This window comes from Nocardia sp. NBC_01503 (genome assembly GCF_036327755.1).
Taxonomy (GTDB): domain Bacteria; phylum Actinomycetota; class Actinomycetes; order Mycobacteriales; family Mycobacteriaceae; genus Nocardia.
Map to the genome: position 1 here is coordinate 2,708,439 of NZ_CP109596.1, position 23,538 is coordinate 2,731,976.

Consider the following 23,538-nt stretch of genomic DNA (forward strand, 5'->3'; position numbering starts at 1 on the left):
CCGGTTGCGGCTGTTCGGAGTTCAGGGGCGACTTGGTCAGGTCGGGCGTCGCGACATCGGTCGCTCCCGAAGGACGTGACACCGTTTCTCTTCTCCTACGGGACGGACTCGTCGGACTACGAACCGGCGGTCTCGATGCCCTTCTGCATTCCGACAATGGCGTCGTCGACGGACTTGGTACCGGTCAGCGCAGCATATGCGTTGTCCTGGATGGCCTTCGACACCGCCGGGTAGAACGGGGTGACCGGACGCGGCACGGCGGAGGCGATGGACTCCTTCAGCGCGGGCAGGTACGGCATCTTGGCGATCAGGGCCGGATCGTCGTACACCGAGGCGCGTACGGACGGCAGCGCGCCCTGGGCGACGATGTGCTGGGCGTCCTCGCTGATCAGGAAGCGCAGGAAGTCCAGTGCGGTGGCCTTGTTCTTGGAGTACGAGCTGATGGCCGCGTTGTAGCCGCCGAGCGTGGAGGCGCCGACGCCGTCCTTACCGGGCAGCGGGGCGACACCGAACTTGTCCTTGACCGCGGAGGCGTCCGAGCCCGCGTCACCGAAGGACGACGGCCAGCCGCGCATGAACATGAGCTTGCCGGTGACGAAGGCGTTCTGCGACTCCGGCTCCTTGAAGGAGATGGCTTCCTTCGGGATATCGCCGTTCTTGTACGCGTCGACCAGGGTCTGCAGACCCTGACGGGCCTGGGCGCTGTTCACGGTGGGGGACTTGCCGTCCGCGCCGACGAAGCTGCCACCGAAGGCGTTGATGACCTCGGCGGCGTTCACGGTCAGACCCTCGTAGGGCGCGAACTGGCCGGCGTAGCAGCCGATTCCGGCCTCCTTGGCCTTCGGGCACATACCCAGCATTTCCGACCAGGTCTTGGGCGGCTCGGGGGCCAGGTCCTTGCGGTAGAACAGCAGGCCGCCGTTGGTGTTTCGCGGCACCGCGTACAGCGTGCCGTTGTAGCGGGCCGATTCGACCGGCGGCGACAACAGCGTGGAGGTGTCGATGGCGTACGAGTCCTTGAGCGGCTGGATCCAGCCCTTCGCGGCGAACTCCGCGGTCCACGGCACGTCGAGCGCGACCACGTCGTAGTCGGCGGACTTGGCCTGCAGATGCTGCTTCAGGTCGTCGTACTGCTGGGAGGCGTCGTTGGACTGCTCCTTGAACGTCACCTTCTCATCCGGGTGCGCGGCGTTCCAACGCTCGACGAGCTGCTTGACCGCACCGGTCTCGGTGGTGTCCTTGCCCTCGACGTAGGTGATCGGCCCGCGTCCGGTGAGATTCTGCGAGGTGGCGTTGCTCCCCGAATCGCTGGAGCAACCCGCGGCGAATGTCGCGGTCAGCAACGCCGCCGAGGTGACAGCCACCGCGGCGCGCGGGACGAGCGACGATCGTAGGGACGACACCTTCTTCAAAACCATCGCGAGTACTCCAGATCGAGACGTGAGCGGCGGCACACTCAGCCGGTTGCACAAGGGAAGATACATGGTTGCGTTAACTTTGGTCGGAGCTACCTCATCGTTCGTGGCCCGTCTCGCTTCCGAACCGTGCGACGGGAGGGAAGAAGTGGAACCCGCCCGGAGCGAATCGGTCGGCAGATGGAGCACGGTTCGTTCGCGGCCGTCTCGCTTCTGGACTGAGTGGAGTGGGGGAGCGCAGCGGAGGAGCGGAGGGAGGGAAGAAGTGAGACTCCCAGGGCCGCGAACTCGCCCGGAGCGAAGCGGAGGGCAAATTGAGCACTGACAAATTACTGACGCGTATCGGCGGGCTGCTGCGACAGGCCGAGTCGACCGACAACGAGCATGAGGCCGAGGCGTTCCTCGCGGCGGCGCAGAAGCTCGCCACTCGTTCCTCGGTGGATCTGACGGTGGCGCGGGCGCATATCGCCAGTCGCGAACGGCGGCCCACGCCGATTCAGCGGGTGATTCCGATCGGTGAGCCGGGTAAGAAGGGATTGCGCACCTACGTGCAGCTCTTCGTGGCGATCGCGGCCGCCAATGATGTGCGCTGCGATGTGGCGCGCTCCTCGACCACGGTCTACGCCTACGGTTTCGACTCCGATATCGACACCTGTGCGGCGCTGTACGGCAGTCTGCTGGTGCAGATGGTGCGGGCGTCGGATCAGTACATCAAATCCGGGGCGTACAAGAGCGCCACCACCGAGAAGCTGGTCGCCGAAACCCGTTGGGGTCGAACCGTGCAACGACGTGTCCAGGCCCCTGTCGCGGCCGTCACCGCCCGGCTGAATTTCCAGATGGCCTTCGCCGCGCGCATCGGCCGTCGCCTCGCCGAGGTCAAGACCGAGGTCGAGGCCGAGGCGGTGCGCACCGAAACCGTCTCCACCGGAACGGCTCTCGCGCTGCGCAACAAGGAGCTGGAGTTGACGAACTTCTACTCCAGCACCTCCGAGGCGCGCGGGACCTGGCGCGGGCCGCAGGCGTCGGCGGGCTACTCCGCCGCCGCCCGTCGCGCCGGGGATCGGGCCGGGCGGGCCGCGCGACTGGGCACCGCACCGGAATTGGGCGGCGCCCGTGGGCAATTGCCCCGAGGTGAGGGCTGATGCCCGGGTTCGACGCGGTCGGGCGCGCGGGCTGATGTCCGGGCCCCGTGATTCGCAGCGCAGTCAGGTGTACGACGCGGAAATGCTGGTGCGCGGCGTTTTCGAGCGCGCCGACGAGTTCGGGTCGCGCACGGTGGAGGTGCTCGGCTCGCAGGTGACCCTGCCGGTGGAACGGAAATTCGCTTCGGTCGAATCGGTGCAGAGCTATGCGGATCGTGTGCTGGCGCTGAATTGGGTTGCCGCCCAGTGGAAACAGGCTCTCGTGCCCGTGATCGTGCGGGCCCGATCCGGGGCGAAGGCGGCGCACTACGAGGCCGATGACGCGGTCCTCGCGGTACCCCTGCACGTGCATGGAAAAGCCTGGGCGCTGCGCGAATTGGTGATCCTGCACGAGCTGGCGCACCATCTCGATCCCGATCGCTCCGGCACCGCGCCGCACGGCCCCGAATTCTGCGGCCGCTATATCGAACTCGTCGACGGCGTCATCGGCCCGGAGGCCGCGCTATTGCTGCGCACCACCATGTACTCCTGTGGCGTACGCATCTCCTGAAATGAGCTTGCGAGGATCGGATTTCGATGCCATTATCGATTCCATGATCTCCTTCAACGGAAAGGCGGCCACCGCCTCGAAGCGGTGACCCCGGTCGCCTCCCCGCGTCGGCAGCGAGCCAGCGGGAATTCTCTGCAAGAACAACTCGAGCGCGTGGAATACGCATGCCGATTACGCGATGACTGGTTACGGGTGGGCCTGTCCACCGAACCCGCGGATCGAGACGCCGCCGAGCACGCCGTCACCGCGCTGTATGGCCTGGCAGGAGCATCAGCGCCGGAATTCGTCTGGGTGCCGTCACCCGCGGCCGCGGTGGCGATGCTCCGAGACGACCCGCACGGTCCACCGGGTTTCGTCTACCCGCCGACCAATGTCCCCTTCCGGAATTGGCCTTTCTCGCAGCGTATTTCCGGTGCGAAATACAGTATGCGGACGCGATTGACCGCATTGACCGGGTACGAGTCCGAATCCTGGAATTCGCGATCGAAAATAACCGATGACGACTGGGCGGCCAAGACGCCGCTCGAATTGCTCGCGGCAGGTGCGACCGTGCGGCGGATAGTCGATTTCATGGTGCACCGGCCATTGCAGAAATCATTGCGCGACAGTCTGTATCACCCGATGCGGGCCGAATTCCTGGGCTCGGACGACCGCCGTCCGGAGGCCCTCGGATACGAGCAGTACGACACCTGGACCGTCGCCTTCCACGAACTGTGCCGGACAGCGGGATTCGCCGAGTACCGGCCGGATGACGCATACCAATTGGAGCAATGGGTGCGGCTGGCGCGCGGTTCGGGCTGGTGGTGGCCCGGACAGCGCCGCTGTGTCATGTCCGAACGGCCGACCGTGCTGCGCACGGTGCCGGTGCCGCCCGCCGGCCACGGGGAGGTGCGATTGCATTGCCCTGACGGACCGGCAGCCGAGTTCTCCGATGGGGCACAGGTATTCGCGCAGAGCACCGATAGGGCCGCCGCCCGCAAATCAGTGCGGAAGTAGCGCCGCGACCCGCTCCAAGCGCTGCCGCCACCACGTGACCCGCTCCGGATCGGGGTGGCGGTAGCGCTCCAGCAGTTCCGGGTCCGGGATCGGCGGCGTGGCCGGGACGGTGAGATATCCGTCCACCGGTCGCAGTGATTCGGTGACCAGATCGCCGGTGAACAGCGACAGGGTGTCCAATCCGCACGCGAAGTCCAGCTCGGGAAGTGTTGCGGCCAAGGCGATCTGCGCCGACAGGCCGACGCTGGTCTCCAGTGCGGAGGACACGATGCACGGCAGTCCCGCCGCCTCGGCCACCTGTAGCGCCCGCCGAACCCCGCCCAGCGGAGTGCATTTCAGCACCGCCACATCCGCCGCGCCGGCGACGGCGACCCGCATCGGATCCTCGGCCCGCCGAATGGATTCGTCGGCGGCGATCCGCACATCGACCCGCCGCCGCACCGCGGCGAGCTCCTCGATGGTCCGGCACGGCTGCTCGACGTACTCCAATCCCCCTGCGGCCCGGTCGATCAGCTTGATCCGTTCGACCGCCGTCTCCACATCCCAGACGGCATTGGCATCGATGCGCACCGCGCCCGTGGGGCCGAGTGCCTCGCGGGTCGCTGCCACGCGAGCCAGATCCTCGGCGAGCGAGTCCGGATGGTCGGCCACCTTCACCTTGGCGGTCCGGCATCCGGACGCCGCCACGATTTCCCGCGCCCGGTCGGGACCGACCGCCGGGACAATGCAATTCACCGGTATCCGGTTCCGCACCGGTTCCGGCCACCCCACCGTCGCCTGCTCGACGGCGGTGGCCAGCCAGCTCGCCGCCTCCCGATCGTCGTACTCGGCGAACGCGCAGAACTCTCCCCACCCGCGCGGACCGGGAATCAACATGCCCTCGCGCACGGTGATGCCCCGAAACCGGTTGCGCATGGGAATGGCATAAACAATCGCGGCATCGAAGTCCGCTGCCGCGCTGAAGGCCCGAGAGGCATGATCGCTCATCCCCGCCGAGCCTACTGAGGGGCTATCACACCCCGGCTAGTGGTATCACACCCCATATAAGGGGTGTGCGGGTTGGACACGGGGTGTGACAGCTTCAGGGTTTGGTCTTTGGGGGTTGTGTCTTTGTTCGAGATCGGGACCACGGCCGTCCAGCCAGGCTGGGGCGTGAGGGTGCGGCTCCCAAAGGGGGGAGCGAAGGCGGGGTACGGCAGGCGAGGTTCCCACTCCGAAAAATCGTGGCCAGCTGCCGAACCCGGCTGGGGCCCAAGGTAACCGCCTGAGCCCGCTACGAAGGCCCCGAGTGGTGTCGTTATCTGTCTCCAATGCGAACCCCGGCAGCGGATACACGCGCACACTGAGTAATACCCGCGACGGAGCGGTGCGTGCTTCGCGCGGTGTGGCGCAGCCGGTCTCGGGTGTCGCGTCGTTAACGGAGTGGCGGCAGGGTCGCGACACGGCGACAATGCCGGAAGTAGAAGATCGACCGGGGGAGCCCAAGAGATATGTACCCACCCAATGAACCGCGTCGGCCCGGTCCGGACGGTGCGCCACCGCATTCCGGCCCCGGCCGCCCACCCGGTGATCCGGCGCAGGCGCGGCAGCAGGGCGGGCAGCCACCGAATCCGGGTGACCACGGGCAGTCCCGGGGACCGGGCGGCCACGGATATCCACCGGGTCAGGGCGGTCCAGGACCCCAGCAAGGACCGGGCGGTCCTATTCCGCCACGCGGTCCCGGTGGTCCCGTGCCACAGCGGAATCCGGGCGGGCGACCCGGCGGACCCGGTGGTCCGGTCGAACCCGGTGGGCAGGGCGGTCCGGGTGGACCGGGGCCGGTGAGAGGGCCGGGCGAACCCGGGGCGCAGCGGAATACCGGTGGTTCGGGGCGTCCACCGGCTCCGGCGCGTCCGGGCGAACCCACATCGCAGCGCGGTCCGGGCCGTGTGCAGCCACCCGGAGGCCCGGGTGCGCCGCAGGGGCCGGGACAGTTCGCGCCCTGGGGTCCGGAAGGCCCCGCGTCGCAACCCGTTCCGGGTCCACCACCGACCCCCGGCGGCCCCGGACATCCGCAGGGGCCCGGTGGTGTGGGGCATCCGCAGGGGCCGGGAGGTCTCGAGTTCGGAGAGCCCGGGCAACCGTACACGGACGAGGAGACGGTTCGGCGCTCGCTCTCGAAGGGTGACGCGGACGCGGACTCCGGTCCGAAACCGGCTGCCGCCAAGGAGAAACCGGCGACGGCACGTCCCCGGGTCGGCCGCAAAGATGTATTACTGGCCGCGGCGTTGTTCGCGGTGGATATCGCGATCATGGCGCTGTGGTCCTACGACCTGTTCGGGAAGGCGTTCGGGCTCATCCACAACCGGTGCACGGCCAAGAAGGATTTCTCGGTGCAGTGCACGGTGGTTCGGCCGAGCGCTTCCGCCCTGTGGGGCTTGCTGATCGGCGGCGGTGGCATGTCCCTCGCCCTGGTCGCGGCCCTGGTGCTGGCGGCTGTGGCCGCCATGACCGGTCGCCGCGTCTGGTGGTGGACGGCCGCCGCGCTGCCCATCATCGCGATCTGTGGCGCACTCGGATACGTGCTGGTGGGCAACCCGTGAGCTGATCGGCGATCTCGCGGCCGTCCCCGGCCCTCGGGCAACCTGCGGCCACCGCGCAGACCATCGAGTGGCGTTGGGCCACAAGGAATTTGGGCCCTTCTCCTCGACGTTGGGCTGAGCGGATCGGCTCCATGGACTCGGCTGCCCGGGTGGGAGCGCATGGCTGTTCGGCGGCGGCCTATAGAGCATGCTGGAGGGATGGCGGATTCGTGGCGGCCGTCGATACGTTCGGTGGATCTTGCTGTCGCGGGGGTGATTTACCTCGCGGCGGTGGTATTCGCCTGGGTGCTGGCGGGGTTCGTGCCGGATTACGCGGTGCTGTCACGGGATACGGGGCAGACCCGGTATCTGCCGTTCGCCTATTTCGTGGGCTGGTTCGGAATCACCGTGACGCTCATGGTGATTCCGCTGTGGGTGCTGCGGGCCGTTCGGCTGGGGCAACGGGCCTGGCCCACCGCCCTGGTGGCGTTTCCCTTGCTTGTCGAGTCCTGGGTGCTGGGTCTGCTCACCGCTGTCGTCGCCGTCTCACTGTGAGCTGGCGCGTCGAAACAAACTGTGCCGATGGCTGTTTCGATGTGCCCGTCGTTGTACTCGACCTTTAACCGGGGCTGGTTATGGTCCTCGCCCACGCGGTGGTTGCGCTCGCGGTGACGAGGAAGAAGGCGATGTATGACCGACCACAGGGGCGCGGTGCTGGTCACCGGCTCATCCTCCGGTCTGGGCGAGGCGACGGCGCTGCACCTGGCCGCGAGCGGGTTCGAGGTCTACGCGGGAGTTCGAACCGAGGCCGCCGCGGCGCGATTGCGGGCCGCGGCGCCCGGCGATCGGCTGCGGCCGGTGCTGTTGGATGTCACCTCCGCGGACTCGATCACGCTGGCCTGCAAGGAGATCGGTGAGCGGACCGGGCCGGGCGGATTGACCGGCCTGGTCAACAATGCGGGTACCTGCGTTGCCGCACCGATGGAGTGCGTGGACATCGACGACTTCCGTGCTGAACTGGAGGTCAACCTCATCGGTGTCGCGGCGGTGACGCAGGCCTTCCTGCCCCTATTGCGAGCGGAGGATCCGGCCCGGAGGGCGCGGATCCGGGGCCGCGTCATCATGATCGGCTCCGGTGTCGCCTGGGTGGCGCCACCGTTCCTGGGGATGTACGCCGCCTCGCAGTTCGGCAAGCGTGGCATGTCGGATGCACTGCGGCGGGAGCTGGCTTCGACCGGGGTGACGGTCTCCCAGGTGGAGCCGGGCGCGGTGGCCACTCCGATTTGGGACAAGATCGCCATGCACGCTGATGCGGTCGGCACCGCCGAGATGTATCGGGCTCCTTTTCGAAAATTCCTGGCGCAGAACAATTCCCGAGCGGTGGCGAGCCGGACTCGGCCGGCGGATGTGGCGCGCGCGGTGGCGGACGCGCTGACCGCGGCCAAACCCAAACCGCGCTATCGCGTCGGCCCGGACTCCAAATTGATGGGTCCGGTGGTGCGATTGCTGCCGGAGTGGCTGCTCGATCGAGCGGTGATGAATGATCTCGGGCTGACGCCGGGCAAACTCGCCGCCGGACGGGAATGACCGTGCCGGTTCGATCCGCTGCCGGCTTCTCCCATCGGCGGCTCAGCGAGATTCCCCGGCACCGTCCGGTCGATCGGCTGCTCGATCGGCTGCCCTTGCGCCCGGCCCCGTTGGCGACTCCGCCGGCGGGGAGCGCGCTGCTGCCCGTGCCGGGTGCCCGCGGTGTACCGCTCATCGGCCTGCTGCCCGCGTTCGTGCGGTACGGTCCCGCCCTGCAACTTGCCATGTTCCGGCGGTTCGGTCCGGTGTCGTGGTTCGGCGGCCTGGGCGTCAAGTTGGTGACGGCCGGCGGCGGTGATGCCGCGCAAGCGGTACTGACCAACCGGGACAAGGCATTCGAGACCGGCTGGGACATGCTCGATCCGCTGTTCATCGGCGGGCTGACCCGGATGAATGGTGAGGAGCACCGCAGGCACCGCCGGATGAGTCAACCGGCGTTCGGCGCCGAGGCGGTCGCGGGCTATCTGCGGCCGATGACGCGGGCGATCGCCGCCGAAATCGCGGCCTGGCCCACGGATCGGCCACTGCTGATGCGCGATGCCACGCGGGCGCTCTCCGCGGCGGTCTCCTCGGAGGCGTTCCTGGCTCAGCCCGCCGGCGCGGGCGGGCGGGCGACGATGGCCGCGATCCAGCGGTTCGTCAATGCCCAGACCGCCGTACTGCGTCTGCCGATTCCGGGTACGACCTGGTGGTCCGGGCTGCGGGCTCGCCGGTACCTACTCGATCGCTTCCGGAAGGCGGTGCCCGCCGCGCGGGCTCGCGCGGGGGATGACTTCCTCGCGGTGCTGAGCCGCGCCACCGATGACAGCGGTACCGGATTCACCGATGACGAACTGGCCATGCATTTGCTGCACACGGTGTTCGCCTCGCACGATACGACCGGGTCGGCCCTGACCGCCGCGGTCTATTTTCTGGGCAAGCATCCCGAATGGCAGGACCGCTGTCGTGCGGAGGCGCGCGGGCGCGGTTCGGCCGAGCTGAGCATCGCCGAACTGCGGCGTTCGATCCTGCTGGACAGGGTTATTCGCGAGAGCATTCGTCTGGTGGTGCCCGCGCCGGAGCAACTGCGTATGACGGTCAAGGACACCGAATTGCTCGGTCACTTCATTCCGGCGGGCACCCTTGTCGCGGTGGCGCCGCTGGTCAACCACATGATGCCGGAGTACTGGCCGAACCCGGAGCGGTTCGATCCCGACCGGTTCGCTCCCCAGCGCCGGGAGGACCGCGCACATCGCGGGGCGTGGCTCCCGTTCGGCGGTGGGCATCACAAGTGCATCGGGATGGATTTCGGAATGCTGAAGGTGGTGGCCTCGCTGGACGCCATGCTGCGGAACTTCGAGTGGGAGTTGCCCGCCGAGTACGAGATGTCCTGGTCTTACGCCGAACTCGGGCCGATGGACGGCCTGCCGGTGCGATTGCGACGCCTATGACCACGCCCGGTGCTGGTACGCGACCGTTCACCGGCTCCGGTCGCGCACTGAGTCACTCCGAACGCTGGTATTGGATTCTCGATCAGATATCACCGCTGAATGTGGTTGCCTGGGTGACTGTTACGGGTCGGCTGACACCGGAACAACTGGCCGGCGCCGCGGCGGCGGTAGTCGCCGAACACCCGTTGCTGCGGGTGGGAATCACCGCGACGGCGGACGGCACCGATCCACGGTTCGCACCATTGGCGCTGCCGGAGTTGACGATTCGGACCGTGCACGCCGATCCGTCGGATACGGACGCGGTGACCCGGGAAGTGGATACCGTAGAACTGCGCACCCCCATACCTGTCTCCGGGACGCTGGCCCGCCTGGTGGATGTGGCCAAAGCCGTTGGCACGGAGCGGGAATCACATGAGCTGATCCTGACCATGGCACATGTGATCGCTGACGGCACCGGCATTCTCGCCCTGTTGCGGCGACTCGTCGAGCTGGCCGCTGCCGGGGCACGGGTACCGGTCACCCGTCCGGCGATGCCCGCGGTCGATGACCGGCTCCCGACGGGTATCGGGGGGACGGCACGAATCGTCGCCGGCATGCTCGCCGATCAGGTGATCGCGGGCGCGGCGCGGCCGATCCGAATGACGCCGGAAATCGAAGTCGCGCCGGTGAATCGACGCACCAGATTGATCACGCGGGAGATCTCGGGTGCGGATCTGACCGCGCTGGTGGCCGTATGCCGCCGTCGCGGCGTCACCGTGCACGGTGCGATCAACGCGGCCCTGGCCACCGCTGTGGCCGGGGAGGTCACACCTGGGCGGAGGGTGCGGGTGCCGGTCGGGTCGCCGGTCGATTTCCGCGCCGAGCTGGGGGTCGATGAGACCGAGCTCGGGAGTTTCGTTGCCACCATTCCCGCACACCCGCGAGTCGGGCCCGGTGTGGACTTCTGGCGGGCCGCGCGCACGGTGAATCGTAATCTCCACCGCCGCAAGCGATTTAGACAACACTTGACGGCCATAGCCGGACTGCGGTTGCTCTGCCCGCCATCGGTCGCCGCGAGCGCCCGGGTCGTCGGACTGATCCAGTCCAGAGGACCGTGGAATGTCTGCGTCACCAATATCGGCCGGACCGATTTCCCGGGCCGGATCGGCGCCTGGCAGGTTTCGGGCGCGCAATTCGCGGCCGGCATCTCCTGTATCGGTCATCTGGTGAGTGCGATCACCACCGGTCACGGTGTGCTGCGGTGGAATTCGACCTACGCCGAGGGGCTGATGTCCGCCGAGCGCGCCGACCGCATCGCAGACACCGCCATCGCCACACTGCTGGCCCGAGTCCATGCCCACGATCAGGAAGAAGTACATGTCTGAGATCCGCCGGGGGCTGAACGAATACGCCGGGACACCTCCCGGCGGCGAATACCGGGAGCTGACCGGCTATCAACAGGATGTCGTGGCAATCGGTGCCAGGTATCCGGCGCTGGCGGTCGTGCAGGGCGCGATATGCCTGCGCTTCGCCGGTGCACCGGATATCTCGCGATTGCGGGAGTGCGTCGAGCGCGTGCAGTGGCGGCACGATGCGCTGCGGCTGCGGTTCGCGCAGCGCGGTGACGAGTTCGTGCAGTGGGTGGCGGATGCGGTGGCCGGACTCGAGGTCGTCGAATGTGCCGATGGATCAGGGGAATTCACGGAGTGGACGACGCGTGCCACCGCCACGGTGCTGCCTGTGGACGGGCCGCTGGTGCGTTTCGCCGCGGTGCTCGACGGCCCGGAGTGGGGCCTGTTCTACCAGTACCACCATGCGGCCGCCGACGGGTGGGCGGCGAATCTGCTGCTCGCGCAGGTGTGCGCGGACTACTTCGACGGGATCGGCGGCGCCGCCGAGGCGCCGAGTTATCTGACCTTCGTCGACCGTTGGTCGGAGTATCGCGGGTCGACCCGGTGGGTGGAGGACCGCACGGCCCTGTGGAATCGGATGTCCGGGTTGGAACCGGCGTTGTTCCCCCGGTCCGGCAGTCTGCGCGATCGCCGTCGTCATCGGCACACGCTGCGCATCGAGCGGGCGGCGATGGATCGGGTTCGCGCCACCGGGCGCACGGTTTTCACCGTCGTTAGCGCCGCCATCGCCGCGTATCTGCACCGGGTGCACCGCGGCGGTGACATGGTGCTCGGCGTCGCATTGCTCAATCGCGCATCGCGCGAGGAGTTGCGGATGATCGGCGATCTGGGCAACATCCTGCCGTTGCATGTGCCGGTCGATGACACCCTCCCGTTGCTACGGGTGGCCGATCAGGTCGCCGCGGAGGTACGGGAATTGCAACGCCGGCAACGGTATCCGTTCGGAGCACTGTTGACGGCGCTGCGCGCGCAGGCGGGTGCCATGCCGACGCTGTTCGATGTAACCTTGTCCTACAACAGGATTCAATCCGACGGTGCATCGGATTCGCGGGTGCTCGCGGAAACCCTGCTCTCCACCGGCTATTCGCTCGACGCGGTCAATGTCGCCATTCGCGACTACGCGGCGCTGGGGCATGTCGAGGTCGATCTGTTCTACGCCGAGGACGTTTTCGATCAGGACTTCCGGATCGAGGCCGCCGCGGCGCACGTACTGCGTCTGATCGATGCCTCGCTCACCGAACCGGAGGCCCCGCTGCGCGCGGTGGACGTCCTGTCCGCCCGCGAGCGTGCGCTGTTGGACTCCTTCGAGCGGCCGTATCCGGTCGAGTTCGACCGGCGGATCACCCTGGACCGGCTCACCGCCCGGCAGGTGGTGTCGACGCCCGGGGCGCGCGCCCTGGCCTGGACCGATGCCGAAGGCCGTGGTGTGGATTGGAGTTACGCGGAGTTCGCGGCTCGGGTGGCGGCGGTCGCCGCACGACTGCGGGCGGGCGGGGTGCGGGCCCAGGAGTTCGTGCCGGTGCTGCTGCCCCGCTCACCCGAACTGCTCGTCGCGGTGCACGGCATTCTCGCCGCAGGCTGCGCCTACGTGCCGATCGATCCGCGGCTGCCGCGGGCCCGCATCGCGACGATGCTGTCCGATTGCGGTGCGCGATTCGCGGTGGGTGATCCCGACGGGACGGTGTTCCCCGGCGTCGAGCTGATCGACTGCGCGGTGCGGGGGGAATTCGGACCGCATGAATCGACCTCCGCGCCTGAGGATTTGGCGTATCTCATCTACACCTCGGGCTCGTCCGGAACTCCCAAGGGTGTGATGATCGAGCATCGCTCGGTGGTGAACCGGCTGGCCTGGATGCAGCGGCGCTATCCGCTGACTGCCGACGATGTCATCCTGCACAAGACCCCGGCGAGCTTCGACGTCTCGGTGTGGGAGCTGCTGTGGTGGTCGCAGACCGGTGCGAGTGTGGCGCTGCTGCCCGATGGGGCCGAACGCGATCCGCGCGCGATCGTGACCGCCATCGAACGGCACGCGGTCACGGTCCTGCACTTCGTACCCTCCATGCTGGGACCGTTCCTGGCGGAGCTGGAATCCAGCGGATCGGTGCCCGCGACCCTGCGCCTGCTGTTCTGCAGCGGAGAGGCGCTGGCCCCGGCGCTGGTGCGGCGATTCGGCGAGTTGTGCGCGGCGGCCGGACGTCCGGATGTGCTGCTGGTCAACCTGTACGGTCCGACCGAGGCCACGGTCGATGTGTCGTGGTTCGACATCACGGTGGCGACGGCCCGGACGTTGCGACGCGTTCCGATCGGCAGGCCGATCGACAATATCGCGCTCTCGGTGTTGTCGGCCGATGGCGGGCGTTGCCCGGTCGGCGTACCGGGAGAGTTGAATATCGCCGGGGTCGGCGTCGGTCGCGGGTATCACAGCCGGCCGGAGCTGACCGCGGCGGCTTTCGTCACCGACGACTCATCGCCGGGTGGAAGACGTTATCGCACAGGAGATCTGGCGCGTTGGCTGGCGGACGGAACGGTGGAGTACCTGGGCCGGCTGGACGATCAGGTCAAGGTGCGCGGCAACCGGGTGACGCTCGGTGAGGTCACCGATCACCTGATCGAATGCCCGGGTGTGGAGACCGGTGTCGTGGTGGACGAGGCGCGCAATGGTTCGAGCACGCTGATCGCCTGCTACACCGGGACTGCGGTACCGGGTGTGGTCGCCGATTTCCTCGCGAGCCGGTTGCCCGCGTACATGGTGCCCTCGGAGTTCGTGCCGCTGGCCGAGATTCCGCTGACCCCCAGTGGTAAAGCCGATCGCCGAGCACTGCGCCGGCTACGCCGGGAGCGGACGCTGACCGCCGGCGCCGGTAGCGCTCCGCCGCGCGGTGCGATCGAGTTGGCGCTCGCCGCGGCCTGGCAGGAGGTGCTGGGTGGCGAGTCTCCGGGCAGGCATGACGACTTCTTCATCGTGGGTGGCGACTCCATCCTGGCGCTCGGTGTGCGCACGGCCGCGGAGCGCCGGGGTCTGCACCTCGATATCGACGCGTTCTTCGCCAAGCCGACCATCGCCGAGTTGGCCACCACGATCGGCGCGCCGGGGGAGCTCCGCGCGCCCGCGCCCTTCGCGCTGGTGCCGCTGCTCGATCGCGCCTCGCTGACCGATGCGGAGGACGCCTTCCCCGCGGGCACGCTGGCGCTGGGCATGCTCTTCCACAGCCTGGAGCGGGCGGATTCCGCGCAGTATCACGACGTATTCCGCTATCGCGTGGCCATGCCGTGGCGGGAGCGGGAGTTTCGGGCCGCCTATGCCCGGTTGGTGCGCCGACATCCCGCGCTGCGGTCCTGCTTCGATCTCACCGGCCGGTCCATCCCGCTACAGCTGGTGCATCGGGAGGTGCCGGTCGAACTCGAAGTGGCGGAGGGTGATACCGGCATCGGCGACTACGTGGATCGGATGCGGTGCGCCCGTTACGATTTCGGTTCCGCTCCGCTGCATCGGCTGCGGGCGTACGTATGCTCCGACGAGGTGGAGCTGGTCTTCAGCTTCCACCACGCGATCCTGGACGGCTGGAGCGTCGCCGGTTTGATCGGCGAACTCATCGCCGACTACCTGGACCGTCATCGACCGGAGCGCTATCCGAGTTCGATACTCGCGGAACATATTCGGGCGGAGAACCAGGCTCGGCAGGATCCGGCGGCCAAGCGCTTCTGGATGGAGCTGCTGGCCGATGCGCCGCCTGCCATCATCGAGTCGGGGCGGGCGTTCCAGGCACCGGAACCGATCGATGCCGCGACCACCGTCGCCGCTGTGCCGGACCGGCTGTACGAATGCGCCACCGCCCTGGCCCGGCGGCGCCGGGTGCCGGTGAAGTCGGTGCTGTTGACAGCGCACTGCCTCACCCTGCGTGAGCTCGCGGGTGTGGACGACGTGACGACCGGCATCGTCACCCATGCCCGGCCCGGCGTGGATGGTGGTGACCGCTGTGCGGGTCTGTTCCTCAATACGGTCCCGCTGCGGCTGCGCCGCACCGAGGGTTCCTGGTTCGACCTGGTCGGCGAGGTCGCCGGGCAGGAGCGGCGACAGCATCGGCACCGGCGCTATCCGATGCGGTCGATGGTGGCCGACCACGGCGGGCCGATCTTCGACACCGTCTTCAATTACGTCGACTACCAGCGGATTACCGGGCAGTTCGAGGCGGCAACGATCGAGTTGCGTGACTTCGCCGCGCATGAGGAGACGAATTTCGCGCTGCTGGTGTCGGCGATCGTGGACCCGCGGGACGGCAGTCTGGGCCTGCATATCGGCAGTGCCCGCGATGCGCTGACCCGTGCGCAGCGTGAGCACTACGCGCGCCGTTTCGTCGCGATTCTGACGGCGATGGTGCACGCGCCGGACGCACCGGCGGATCTGCCCGCGCCGATCGCGGCCGACGTCGCCTCGGCGGTGGAGTCGACCGCGTGCGCGCATCCGGCGCGTCCTGCTGTCATCGCCCCTGACGGCGTGTCGTCCTGGACCTACCGCATGCTCACCCGGACCGCCGATCGATTGGCGCACAGTCTGATCGAGGCGGGCGTGCGGCCCGGTGATCGGGTCGCCGTGCAGCTGGAGCGCAGTGCCGAACTGATCGCCGTCGTGCTCGGCGTACTGCGCGCCGGTGCGGCGGTGGTGCCGCTGGACCCGGCCTATCCGCAGGCCAGGCGGGTCGCCATGCTCGCGGTCGCACAGCCCCGACTGGTGCTCGCCGAGCGCGCGGACTTCGCCGCGGCCTTCGAAATACGCGATCCGGCGGAACTTTTGGCGGTCGTGCCGAGCGGGCCACCGCTCCCGCTGCCCGCGATCCGGCCCGGCGATATCGCGTATGTGCTCTTCACCTCCGGTTCGACCGGCGAGCCCAAGGGTGTGGCGATGCCGCATCGTGGTCTCGCGAATCTCGTCGACTGGCAGAACCGGCGGACGAGCGGGGCGGTAGGCCAGGTCACCGCGCAGTTCGCGCCGCTCGGTTTCGATGTCGCGTTCCAGGAGATCTTCGCGACGCTGATCGGCGGTGGAACACTGCGGCTGTTGTCCGAACAGCAGCGCCGGGACCCGGTCGCACTGCTGTCGGTCATTCGGGAATCCGGGGTGCGGCGGCTGTTCCTGCCCTTCGTGGCACTGCAGGCGCTGGCCGAGGCGTTCGTGGCGAGCGGTGCGTCCGCGACCGGATTGACGACGGTGATCTCCTCCGGCGAGCAGTTGCGTGTCACCGGCGAGATCCGCGCGCTGTGCGCGGCCGATCCGGGCATGGTGCTGGAGAACCAGTACGGTCCGACCGAGACCCACGTCGCCCTGGCGGAGCCGTTGATCGTTGCGGCACAGGAGTTTCCGCGACTGCCCGCGATCGGAGCCCCTATCGCGGGGACCCGGGTGCAGTTGCTCGACGATCGACTGCGCCCGGTCCGGCCCGGCATGGTCGGTGAGATCTATGTGGCGGGCGCCTGTCTGGCGCAGGGCTATGAGCGCCGTCCGGGGCTGACCGCACAGCGCTTCGTCGCGGACGCGGGTGGCGCGCTGCGCTATCGCACCGGCGATCTCGGCGTCGCCCTGCCCGACGGCCGATTGCGCTGGCTGGGCCGCGGCGACACCCAGGTGAAGGTGCGCGGCTTCCGCGTCGAGTGCGCCGAGGTGGAGCATGCGCTGCGGTCGGTGCCGGCGGGCGCCGGGCTGCGTGAGGTCGCCGTGGTGGCGCTACCCCGGGGCGGAGCCGACTCCGTGCTGGCGGCGTTTGTGACCGGCGATCTCGACGGCTCGGCATCGGGACAGGTGCTGGGCCAAGTGCGGTCGATACTCCCCGCGCATCTCGTACCCACCCGGCTGTACCGTCTCGATACGCTGCCCCGGACCCCCAGCGGCAAACGTGACGACGCCGCCCTGCGCGCACTGGCCGGGGATGCGGTGCGCACCGGCACACCGGTCACGTCCGGTCGCGCACCGGCCGATGCCGAGGAGCGGGCGCTCGCCGCGGTGCTGGCCGAATGCGCCGGGTCGGCCGAATTCGCTGCCGACACCGACTTTTTCGACGCCGGCGGGACCTCGATCGGGGCCATGCGGGTCATGCTGACCATTACCCGGCGCTGGGGGCTGACCGTCCCGCTGGAGACCTTCATCGCCGCGCCCACCGCCGCGGCGCTGGCCGCGATCGTCCGGGCCGGGGATACGCCCGCGGTCTTCGATCCGGTGGTGCCGCTGCGCATCGAAGGCTCCGGCGCACCACTGTTCCTGGTGCATCCGATCGGTGGGTCGGTGCTGTGCTACCTGGACCTGGTTCGCCGATTGCCGACGGGACGGCCGGTGTACGGATTACGCGCGGCGGGCGTCGATCCGGGAACCGAGCCGCTGGCGGGTGTCGAAGCGCTGGCCGCCTCGTATCTGGCCGCGGTCCGCCGGATCCAGCCGGAGGGGCCGTATCTGCTGGCGGGCTGGTCGTTCGGCGGTTATGTGGCCTTCGAGATGGCCCGGCAGTTGCCCGCGGCCTGCGAGGTCCGGGTGGCGTTGCTGGACACCATGATTCTGGACGACAACCGCGCCGCTCCGGTGGCCGAGCGGGACCGGATCGCCTGGTTCTTCGGTGAACTGCTCTGGCATGCCGATGGGGAGGTCACCGGTCTCGACCCGACCGCGGCCACCGACGCCGAACTCTTCGACACCCTGCTGGCGCAGACCATCGCCGCCGGCATCATCGCCGAAGATGGTGCGGCCCAGTTGATTCGGCGTCTGTACGCGGTGTTCTGCGCCAATTTCGATGCCATGGTGGGTTATCGGCCGGTCCCGCTGGACCGGGATCTGCTGCTGCTGCGGGCGCGCGGAGAGATGCCCGCGGAGCTGGCGGCGGTACATCGACAGACCGGCAGCAGTTTTCACGATCCGGGCAATGGCTGGCGACCGCTGACCCGGGACACATTCGAGGTGGTCGAGATACCCGGCGACCACCTGTCGATGATGCGGCCGCCGAACGTCGGTGCGGTGGCCGCCCTGCTCGACCGGGCACTCGATCGAGTGCCGGTGAAAGGACAACACATATGAGCCTGGACATTCGCGCGGAGCTGGTACGGATGCTGAACGAGGAGATGGCGATCGCACCGGAACGGATACGCGACGACGCCGGTCTGATCGGCGAACTCGGATTCGACTCGATCGCCTTCACCATGGGAATCGTGGCGATCGAAGAGCGGCTGGGGGTGGTCGTCTCGACCGAACGACTGCTCGACTGCCGGACCTTCGGTGATGTCGTCGCGCTCGTCGAGGCCGCTCGGATACCCGCATGACCGGCCCGGGGCCGGCCGAGCCGCTGTCGGCGCTGGCCGCCACGCCGCGGCAGCTCGATTTCGCCGCCGCCTTGGACGCGGCCTTCGACGAGAAGATGCAGCTGCTCGCCGATGAGGCCGAATCGGCCCGGGTGTTTCCCCGCGAGGTGGTGGAGATTCTCGGTGACCGTGGCGTGCTGGGCATGAAATGGGATACGGCACAGCAGGACTCGCCGCAGTCGCATACGGATCTGTACTACCTGCTCGCCTTCGCGGAGCGGCTCGGACGGCTCGGCTCGGCCGGTGTCGCGGCCGGAATGAGCCTGCACGACTCCTCGATCGCGATTCTGCGCCGCTTCGGCCGCTCGGAGTATCTGCGCCGAGTCGCACAGGACGCGATCGCGGGCCGCACCCTGCTGTGCATCGGCGCCACCGAGAACGGTGGCGGTTCCGATCTGCAGGGCGCGGTCTCCACCGCCGTCGCCGAGCGCGGCGGCTATCGCCTGGTGGGGCATAAGAAGTTTCTGTCGCTCTCGCCGGTCGCCGATGTCGCGATCCTGGTGGTCCGAGTGCCCGGCGCCACGGTCGGCGGCTCCGGGTTGAGCGATCTGGCCCTGTTCGCCGTTCCGATCGACCGGCTCGAGCTCGGCCCGGTCTACGCGAAGGTCGGTGCGCACGGTTTCGTCACCGCGCCGATCACCGTCGACACCTGGTTGCCCGCCGAACATCTGATTGCCCGGCCCGGCACCGGCATGGCAGCTCTCACCTGGGGAATCAGCCATGAACGGCTGTCGATCGCGGGCCAGGTACTGGGTGCCTGCGACAGTGCGCTCGGACTGACGGTGGCCCGGATGAAGCGCCGCGAACAGTTCGGCACCCCGCTCTTCGCGCATCAGGCGCTGCGCTTGCGCATCGCCGATCTGGACGCACGAGTCGGCGTGCTGCGGTGGGCATTACGCGGTCTGGCGCTGAGTGGCGCGCGCCTGGACGCGCGCACGGCGGCGGCCATGAAGGTCACCGCCGCCCGGTTGGGGTCCGAGGTGCTGTCCGAATGTATGCACATCTTCGGCGGCACCGGCTACCTCACCGAGCAGTCACCGCTGGGGCAGTGGTGGTGCGATATGAAATTGGCGCGCGTCGGCGGCGGCACCGATGAGGTGCTGTGGGAGCTGGTGGCGGCGGGTCTGGTGCCCGATTACGACAGCTATGACCGCCTGGTGCACGAGTGAGCGACGAGATATGAGCAGATTCACCGAAGACCTCTTCCATCCTTCCGGCACAACCGGTTTGGTACACGGAGACCCGGAACGACTCCGGCATTCCAGCTGGCGCGAGGTGCACGACGATGCCAGGCGCATCGCGGGCGGGCTGGCGCGAGCGGGCGTGGGCCCCGGTACGGCGGTGGCCGTGCTGGCCGGCGGGCCCGGCGATATCGCGCGAATCGCGCAGGCCTGTTGGATGCGCGGAGCGTCGGTGACCATGCTGCACCCGCCTCTGCCGCGCACCGACCTCGCCGAATGGGCGACGGCCACCGGCACGGTGCTGGAGATGATCGAGGCGCAGCTGCTCATTCTCGGTGAGCCCTTCCCGGAGGACCTGGCGGCGGGTGTCACAGGGGTGCGGATCGCGACCTACGCGACACTGCTGGCCGCGGCGGCGATCGAACCGCTGGATCCGGTCGAGGACGAGGTGGCGCTGTTGCAACTCACCGCCGGATCCACCGGAACGCCCAAAGCGGTGGCCATCACCCATCGCAATCTGTACGCGGGCACGGCCGCGCTGCGCGAGATCTTCGATGCCCGCCCCGATCGGGACTCGGTGGTGATGTGGCTGCCGCTCTATCACGACATGGGAATGATCTGCCTGGTGACGAGCATGCGACTGGGTCTGCCCGCGCTCTTCGTCACGCCGATGGACTTCCTGCGCAAACCGCTGCTGTTACCGGAGTTGATCAGTGCCTACCGGGGCACCATCACCTGCGGTCCGAACTTCTCCTACGCAATCCTGGCGCGCCGGTTGCGTACCGCCGCCGACGGCGCCTATGACCTGTCGAGTCTGCGGGCCGTGATCAGCGGCGCCGAACCCATCGATCCGGAGGTGGTGCGCGAGTTCACGATTCAGGCCGCGCGCTTCGGTATGTCCGCGGCGGCGATGGCCCCGGCGTACGGGATGGCGGAGGCCACGCTGCTGGTGTCGGCTTCGTCCGGGGCCGGGATGCTGATCGATCAGGTCGACCAGGAGGCGGTCGAGCACCGTGCCTTCGCCGCGTCCGCGGGCGCCGGCCGACATATGGTGCGGCTCGGATATCCGCCCGCCGCAATGGAATTGCGGGTGGTGGACGCCGAGCGGCGCGACCTGCCCGCGCGCGGGGTCGGCGAGATTCTCATTCGCGGGGCCTCGGTCACCGCGTATTACCTCACGCCGGAGGGCCGAATCCCGGCCCGCGACAACGAGGGCTGGTTGGCCACCGGGGATCTGGGCTACCGCACCGAGGATGGCGAACTGGTCATCTGCGGCCGCGCGAAGGACATCATCATCATCGCCGGGCGCAATATCCTTCCCACCGATATCGAGTGGATCTGCGAAACGGTTCCGGGTGTGCGCGCGGGCAACGTCGTCGCGATCCGCACCGGCACCGCGACCGGGCAGGAAGGATTCGCCGTGCTCGCCGAATCCGCCTGGGTGACAGCCGAATCGGTCGATGCCGCGGCGGTCGAGCGGCTGCGCGACGATATCGCCACCGCGGTGCAGCGCCGATTGGGTATCGCGCCGCGGCATATCGGGATTGTGCGGCCCGGGACCCTGCCCAAGACCTCCTCGGGCAAGCTGCGCCGGGACGCGGCCCGCCGCCTGCTGGACGCTAACCCGATCCTAACTGCGGCGCGATAGCGTCCGCGATATGTCCAGCAGAGCACTCCGCGTCATTGTCGCCGGCGCCGGTATCGCGGGTCTGAGCACCGCGGCCGCGTTGCGCCGCAAGGGGATTCAGGTCGAACTCCTCGAGTCCGCGCCGGAGTTGCGCGCCTCGGGCTCCGGAATCGGGGTGGCGTGCAACGCCACCGCGGCGCTGCGGTCGTTCGGGGTCGATCCGGTCGCGGCCGCGATGGGCCGGCCGATGGAGCGGTTCGTGCTGCGTACCGCCGCCGGTGTGGAGATCCGCACGGTGGACTATCGCGATATCGCGGCCGAACTCGGGCACCCCGTGGTGAATATGCACCGCCGCGACCTGCTGGCGGGTCTGCGCGCCGCCGCCCCCGACGTGCCGATCCGATTCGGCGCCGAGCTGAAGGGCTTCGATCTCGTCGCCGGCGGAGTCCGGGTCACCTGTGCCGACGGGTACAGCACCGAGGGCGATGCGCTCATCGGAGCGGACGGCATTCGGTCGGCGGTGCGCGCCCAACTGACAGGGCCGGAACCGGTCACCGATCACGGCTACGTCTGCTGGTTGGCAACCGCCGCCTTCGAACACGAGCGACTCGCGTCCGGCACCGCGACCCACTACTGGGGTGCCGGGCGGCGCTTCGGCTTCGCGGATCTCGGTGGCGGCCAGGTCTACTGGTGGGGCACCAGCAATGTGCCGGGCCGCGCGGCCGATTGGTCGGGCGGTAAGGATGAGATCCGGGCCTGCTTCGCGGGCTGGGCGCCCGAGATCGGCGCGATCATCGACCGCACGCCCGCCGCGGCCATCATCACGGTGCCCGCACAGGACCGGCCGTTCCTCGAGTCGTGGGGCAGCGGGCCGGTGACGCTGATCGGCGATGCGGCGCATCCCATGCTCACCAGCCTCAGTCAGGGCGGCAGTTCGGCGATCGAGGATGCCTGCGTCCTCGCGCATCATCTGAACACAGGCGCGGACATCGCCACCGCGCTGCGCGACTACGAGCATGCGCGCCGCGCGCGCACGCGGGCGCTGGTCACCGGGTCCCGCGACCTGAGCCGGGTGGAACAACTCGCGCATCCGCTCGCGGTCCGGCTGCGCGAGTTGGCTTTTCGGCACGCGCCCGATCGGTTCATCCGGGGCCGAACGGTCGAACCGATGCGGTTCGCCCTGCCGGCATGACCTATCCGGCCCGCTGTACCGGATGCGGTCCCGGGGTGAACTGCCGGCTCAGCACCCGGTGCCGCAGCGACCGGGTGCGGTGGTCCGGATCGAGTTCGAACTGCTCCCGCAGGCGTTGTGCGCACAGTTCGTACCACTGTTCGACCTGCTGCAGTTCGCCCCGATGGGCATGGATCATCATGAGTCGGCGGAAGGCGGACTCATTGGCGGTGTCGATGGCCAGGATGCGTCGGCAGGCATCGGCCGCATCGATGAGTTCGCCTGCCTCGAGCGCGTATTCGGCCAGGGCGTCCAAGGCGTTCAGGACCGACAGGCGCAGCCAGTGCCGCTGCTCGGTTACCCAGCCGTCCGGTTCTCCGCTGAGGAACTCACCGGCGTAGAGCGCGACGGCCTGCCGGTAGCTCCGTAGCGCCGCATCCGGTCGATCGTGCGCGGCGGCTTCGCGCGCCGCCGTCAGGTGGCGCTCGAACTCGTGGCAGTCGACGATCACATCGCCGCCGACCTCGATCGTGTAGCCGAAGTCCCGGTACTCGACCCGCAGGTAGTCCCGATCCGGGCCCAGGTGGGTATCGAGTACCTTGCGCAGTGCGTGCACCGCCACCTTCAGCGAGGTGCTGGGTCGATCGACGTCCGGCCACAACAATTCGCGCAGGCGGTCCTTACCGACCACGATGTTCTTGTTCACCAGCAGGACTCCGAAGAGTGAGCGCGCCTTGTTCGCGCGCCATCGGATCCACTCGCCGCCGGGGGTCGAGAAGGCGAATTCGCCGAGCAGCTTGACATGCACTTGTTCCATGGATGCCATTGATTGAAACTCCTCGCATCATGCGTGATCGCCGAGCCAGCTGACCGCTACGGTTGTTCTGCATACAGTCGGCGACGCTGCCGTGCACTTCGGAAACCAATTGTGAAGCCTGCGCAAATCCGCTCAATTGATTTGTGGGCTCACATACGTAATACCTTGCCATAAGGTAAATTTCGCGGATTTGATTCAGGTGGCATTTTGTATTTCGTTGCGGTGCAACATATGTGCGCTTCACTTTCCGATGGCGGTTATGTTCGCACGCCCAACATCCCTGCGCAAGTGGCCATTTCGAGGGCTGACCGACTAATGTTCGTGTCACGCTGCTA

General features: G+C 68.3%; 16 protein-coding genes. 13 read left to right on the top strand and 3 right to left on the bottom strand.

Going from position 1 to position 23,538, the window contains the following annotated elements; genetic code table 11:
* Positions 1-116: 116 nt before the first annotated feature.
* Positions 117-1,418, bottom strand: coding sequence for an ABC transporter substrate-binding protein (locus OHB26_RS12180; protein ID WP_330184278.1), 1,302 nt, complete (start codon positions 1,416-1,418; stop codon positions 117-119).
* Positions 1,419-1,729: 311 nt separating this feature from the next.
* On the opposite strand from OHB26_RS12180, the gene OHB26_RS12185 reads away from it, so the two are divergent.
* The 3 genes from OHB26_RS12185 to OHB26_RS12195 all read left to right on the top strand — a co-directional run bounded on the left by OHB26_RS12185 (position 1,730) and on the right by OHB26_RS12195 (position 4,103).
* Complete coding sequence (locus OHB26_RS12185) at positions 1,730-2,557, top strand: DUF2786 domain-containing protein (RefSeq protein WP_330184279.1); 828 nt, start codon at positions 1,730-1,732, stop codon at positions 2,555-2,557.
* Between the two features lie 34 nt (positions 2,558-2,591).
* Positions 2,592-3,107 carry a TIGR04338 family metallohydrolase gene (locus tag OHB26_RS12190; RefSeq protein ID WP_330184280.1) on the top strand — a complete coding sequence of 172 codons (516 nt, stop codon included), beginning with the start codon at positions 2,592-2,594 and terminating at the stop codon, positions 3,105-3,107.
* Between the two features lie 153 nt (positions 3,108-3,260).
* The gene (locus OHB26_RS12195) at positions 3,261-4,103 is read left to right on the top strand and encodes a DUF6745 domain-containing protein (protein WP_330184281.1); all 843 of its coding nucleotides are present in this window, start codon (positions 3,261-3,263) and stop codon (positions 4,101-4,103) included.
* On the opposite strand, the gene OHB26_RS12200 is transcribed toward OHB26_RS12195, so the two are convergent.
* Entirely contained in the window at positions 4,089-5,090 is a 1,002-nt protein-coding gene (locus OHB26_RS12200) for an o-succinylbenzoate synthase (RefSeq protein ID WP_330184282.1), read from the bottom strand. The two genes, OHB26_RS12195 and OHB26_RS12200, sit on opposite strands and share 15 nt — an antisense overlap.
* Positions 5,091-6,031: 941 nt before the next feature.
* On the opposite strand from OHB26_RS12200, the gene OHB26_RS12205 reads away from it, so the two are divergent.
* The 10 genes from OHB26_RS12205 to OHB26_RS12250 all read left to right on the top strand — a co-directional run bounded on the left by OHB26_RS12205 (position 6,032) and on the right by OHB26_RS12250 (position 22,407).
* Positions 6,032-6,685, top strand: a complete 654-nt coding sequence (locus OHB26_RS12205; RefSeq protein WP_330184283.1) for a hypothetical protein — start codon at positions 6,032-6,034, stop codon at positions 6,683-6,685.
* A 198-nt stretch (positions 6,686-6,883) separates the two neighbouring features.
* Positions 6,884-7,219, top strand: coding sequence for a hypothetical protein (locus OHB26_RS12210; RefSeq protein ID WP_330184284.1), 336 nt, complete (start codon positions 6,884-6,886; stop codon positions 7,217-7,219).
* A 135-nt stretch (positions 7,220-7,354) separates the two neighbouring features.
* Complete coding sequence (locus tag OHB26_RS12215; RefSeq protein ID WP_330184285.1) at positions 7,355-8,251, top strand: SDR family NAD(P)-dependent oxidoreductase; 897 nt, start codon at positions 7,355-7,357, stop codon at positions 8,249-8,251.
* A gap of 2 nt (positions 8,252-8,253) precedes the next feature.
* Positions 8,254-9,681 (top strand): cytochrome P450, encoded by a 1,428-nt coding sequence (locus OHB26_RS12220; protein ID WP_330184286.1) that lies wholly within the window; start codon positions 8,254-8,256, stop codon positions 9,679-9,681.
* Between the two features lie 113 nt (positions 9,682-9,794).
* Entirely contained in the window at positions 9,795-11,045 is a 1,251-nt protein-coding gene (locus OHB26_RS12225; RefSeq protein ID WP_330184287.1) for a phthiocerol/phthiodiolone dimycocerosyl transferase family protein, read from the top strand.
* On the top strand, positions 11,038-18,126 hold the full coding sequence (locus tag OHB26_RS12230; protein ID WP_330184288.1) for an amino acid adenylation domain-containing protein: 7,089 nt from the start codon (positions 11,038-11,040) through the stop codon (positions 18,124-18,126). The genes OHB26_RS12225 and OHB26_RS12230 overlap by 8 nt, the downstream gene beginning before the upstream one ends.
* Positions 18,123-18,368 carry a phosphopantetheine-binding protein gene (locus OHB26_RS12235; protein WP_330184289.1) on the top strand — a complete coding sequence of 82 codons (246 nt, stop codon included), beginning with the start codon at positions 18,123-18,125 and terminating at the stop codon, positions 18,366-18,368. Before OHB26_RS12230 ends, OHB26_RS12235 begins: the two co-directional genes overlap by 4 nt.
* Positions 18,365-19,576, top strand: coding sequence for an acyl-CoA dehydrogenase family protein (locus OHB26_RS12240; RefSeq protein ID WP_330184290.1), 1,212 nt, complete (start codon positions 18,365-18,367; stop codon positions 19,574-19,576). The genes OHB26_RS12235 and OHB26_RS12240 overlap by 4 nt, the downstream gene beginning before the upstream one ends.
* 10 nt (positions 19,577-19,586) lie before the next feature.
* On the top strand, positions 19,587-21,236 hold the full coding sequence (locus OHB26_RS12245; RefSeq protein ID WP_330184291.1) for a long-chain-fatty-acid--CoA ligase: 1,650 nt from the start codon (positions 19,587-19,589) through the stop codon (positions 21,234-21,236).
* 10 nt (positions 21,237-21,246) lie between these two features.
* Positions 21,247-22,407: an FAD-dependent monooxygenase gene (locus OHB26_RS12250; protein WP_330184292.1), complete on the top strand. Its 1,161-nt coding sequence runs from the start codon at positions 21,247-21,249 to the stop codon at positions 22,405-22,407.
* A 1-nt stretch (position 22,408) separates the two neighbouring features.
* On the opposite strand, the gene OHB26_RS12255 is transcribed toward OHB26_RS12250, so the two are convergent.
* A complete protein-coding gene (locus OHB26_RS12255) occupies positions 22,409-23,212 on the bottom strand; it encodes an AfsR/SARP family transcriptional regulator (RefSeq protein WP_330184293.1) in 804 nt (267 codons plus the stop codon).
* Positions 23,213-23,538 lie beyond the last annotated feature (326 nt).

Coding starts and splice junctions, on each gene's coding strand:
- OHB26_RS12245 (WP_330184291.1), top strand. CDS start 19,587: ATGAGCAGATTCACCGAAGACCTCTTCCATCCTTCCGGCACAACCGGT.
- OHB26_RS12180 (WP_330184278.1), bottom strand. CDS start 1,418: ATGGTTTTGAAGAAGGTGTCGTCCCTACGATCGTCGCTCGTCCCGCGC.
- OHB26_RS12210 (WP_330184284.1), top strand. CDS start 6,884: ATGGCGGATTCGTGGCGGCCGTCGATACGTTCGGTGGATCTTGCTGTC.
- OHB26_RS12255 (WP_330184293.1), bottom strand. CDS start 23,212: ATGGCATCCATGGAACAAGTGCATGTCAAGCTGCTCGGCGAATTCGCC.
- OHB26_RS12230 (WP_330184288.1), top strand. CDS start 11,038: ATGTCTGAGATCCGCCGGGGGCTGAACGAATACGCCGGGACACCTCCC.
- OHB26_RS12250 (WP_330184292.1), top strand. CDS start 21,247: ATGTCCAGCAGAGCACTCCGCGTCATTGTCGCCGGCGCCGGTATCGCG.
- OHB26_RS12190 (WP_330184280.1), top strand. CDS start 2,592: ATGTCCGGGCCCCGTGATTCGCAGCGCAGTCAGGTGTACGACGCGGAA.
- OHB26_RS12200 (WP_330184282.1), bottom strand. CDS start 5,090: ATGAGCGATCATGCCTCTCGGGCCTTCAGCGCGGCAGCGGACTTCGAT.
- OHB26_RS12235 (WP_330184289.1), top strand. CDS start 18,123: ATGAGCCTGGACATTCGCGCGGAGCTGGTACGGATGCTGAACGAGGAG.
- OHB26_RS12240 (WP_330184290.1), top strand. CDS start 18,365: ATGACCGGCCCGGGGCCGGCCGAGCCGCTGTCGGCGCTGGCCGCCACG.
- OHB26_RS12215 (WP_330184285.1), top strand. CDS start 7,355: ATGACCGACCACAGGGGCGCGGTGCTGGTCACCGGCTCATCCTCCGGT.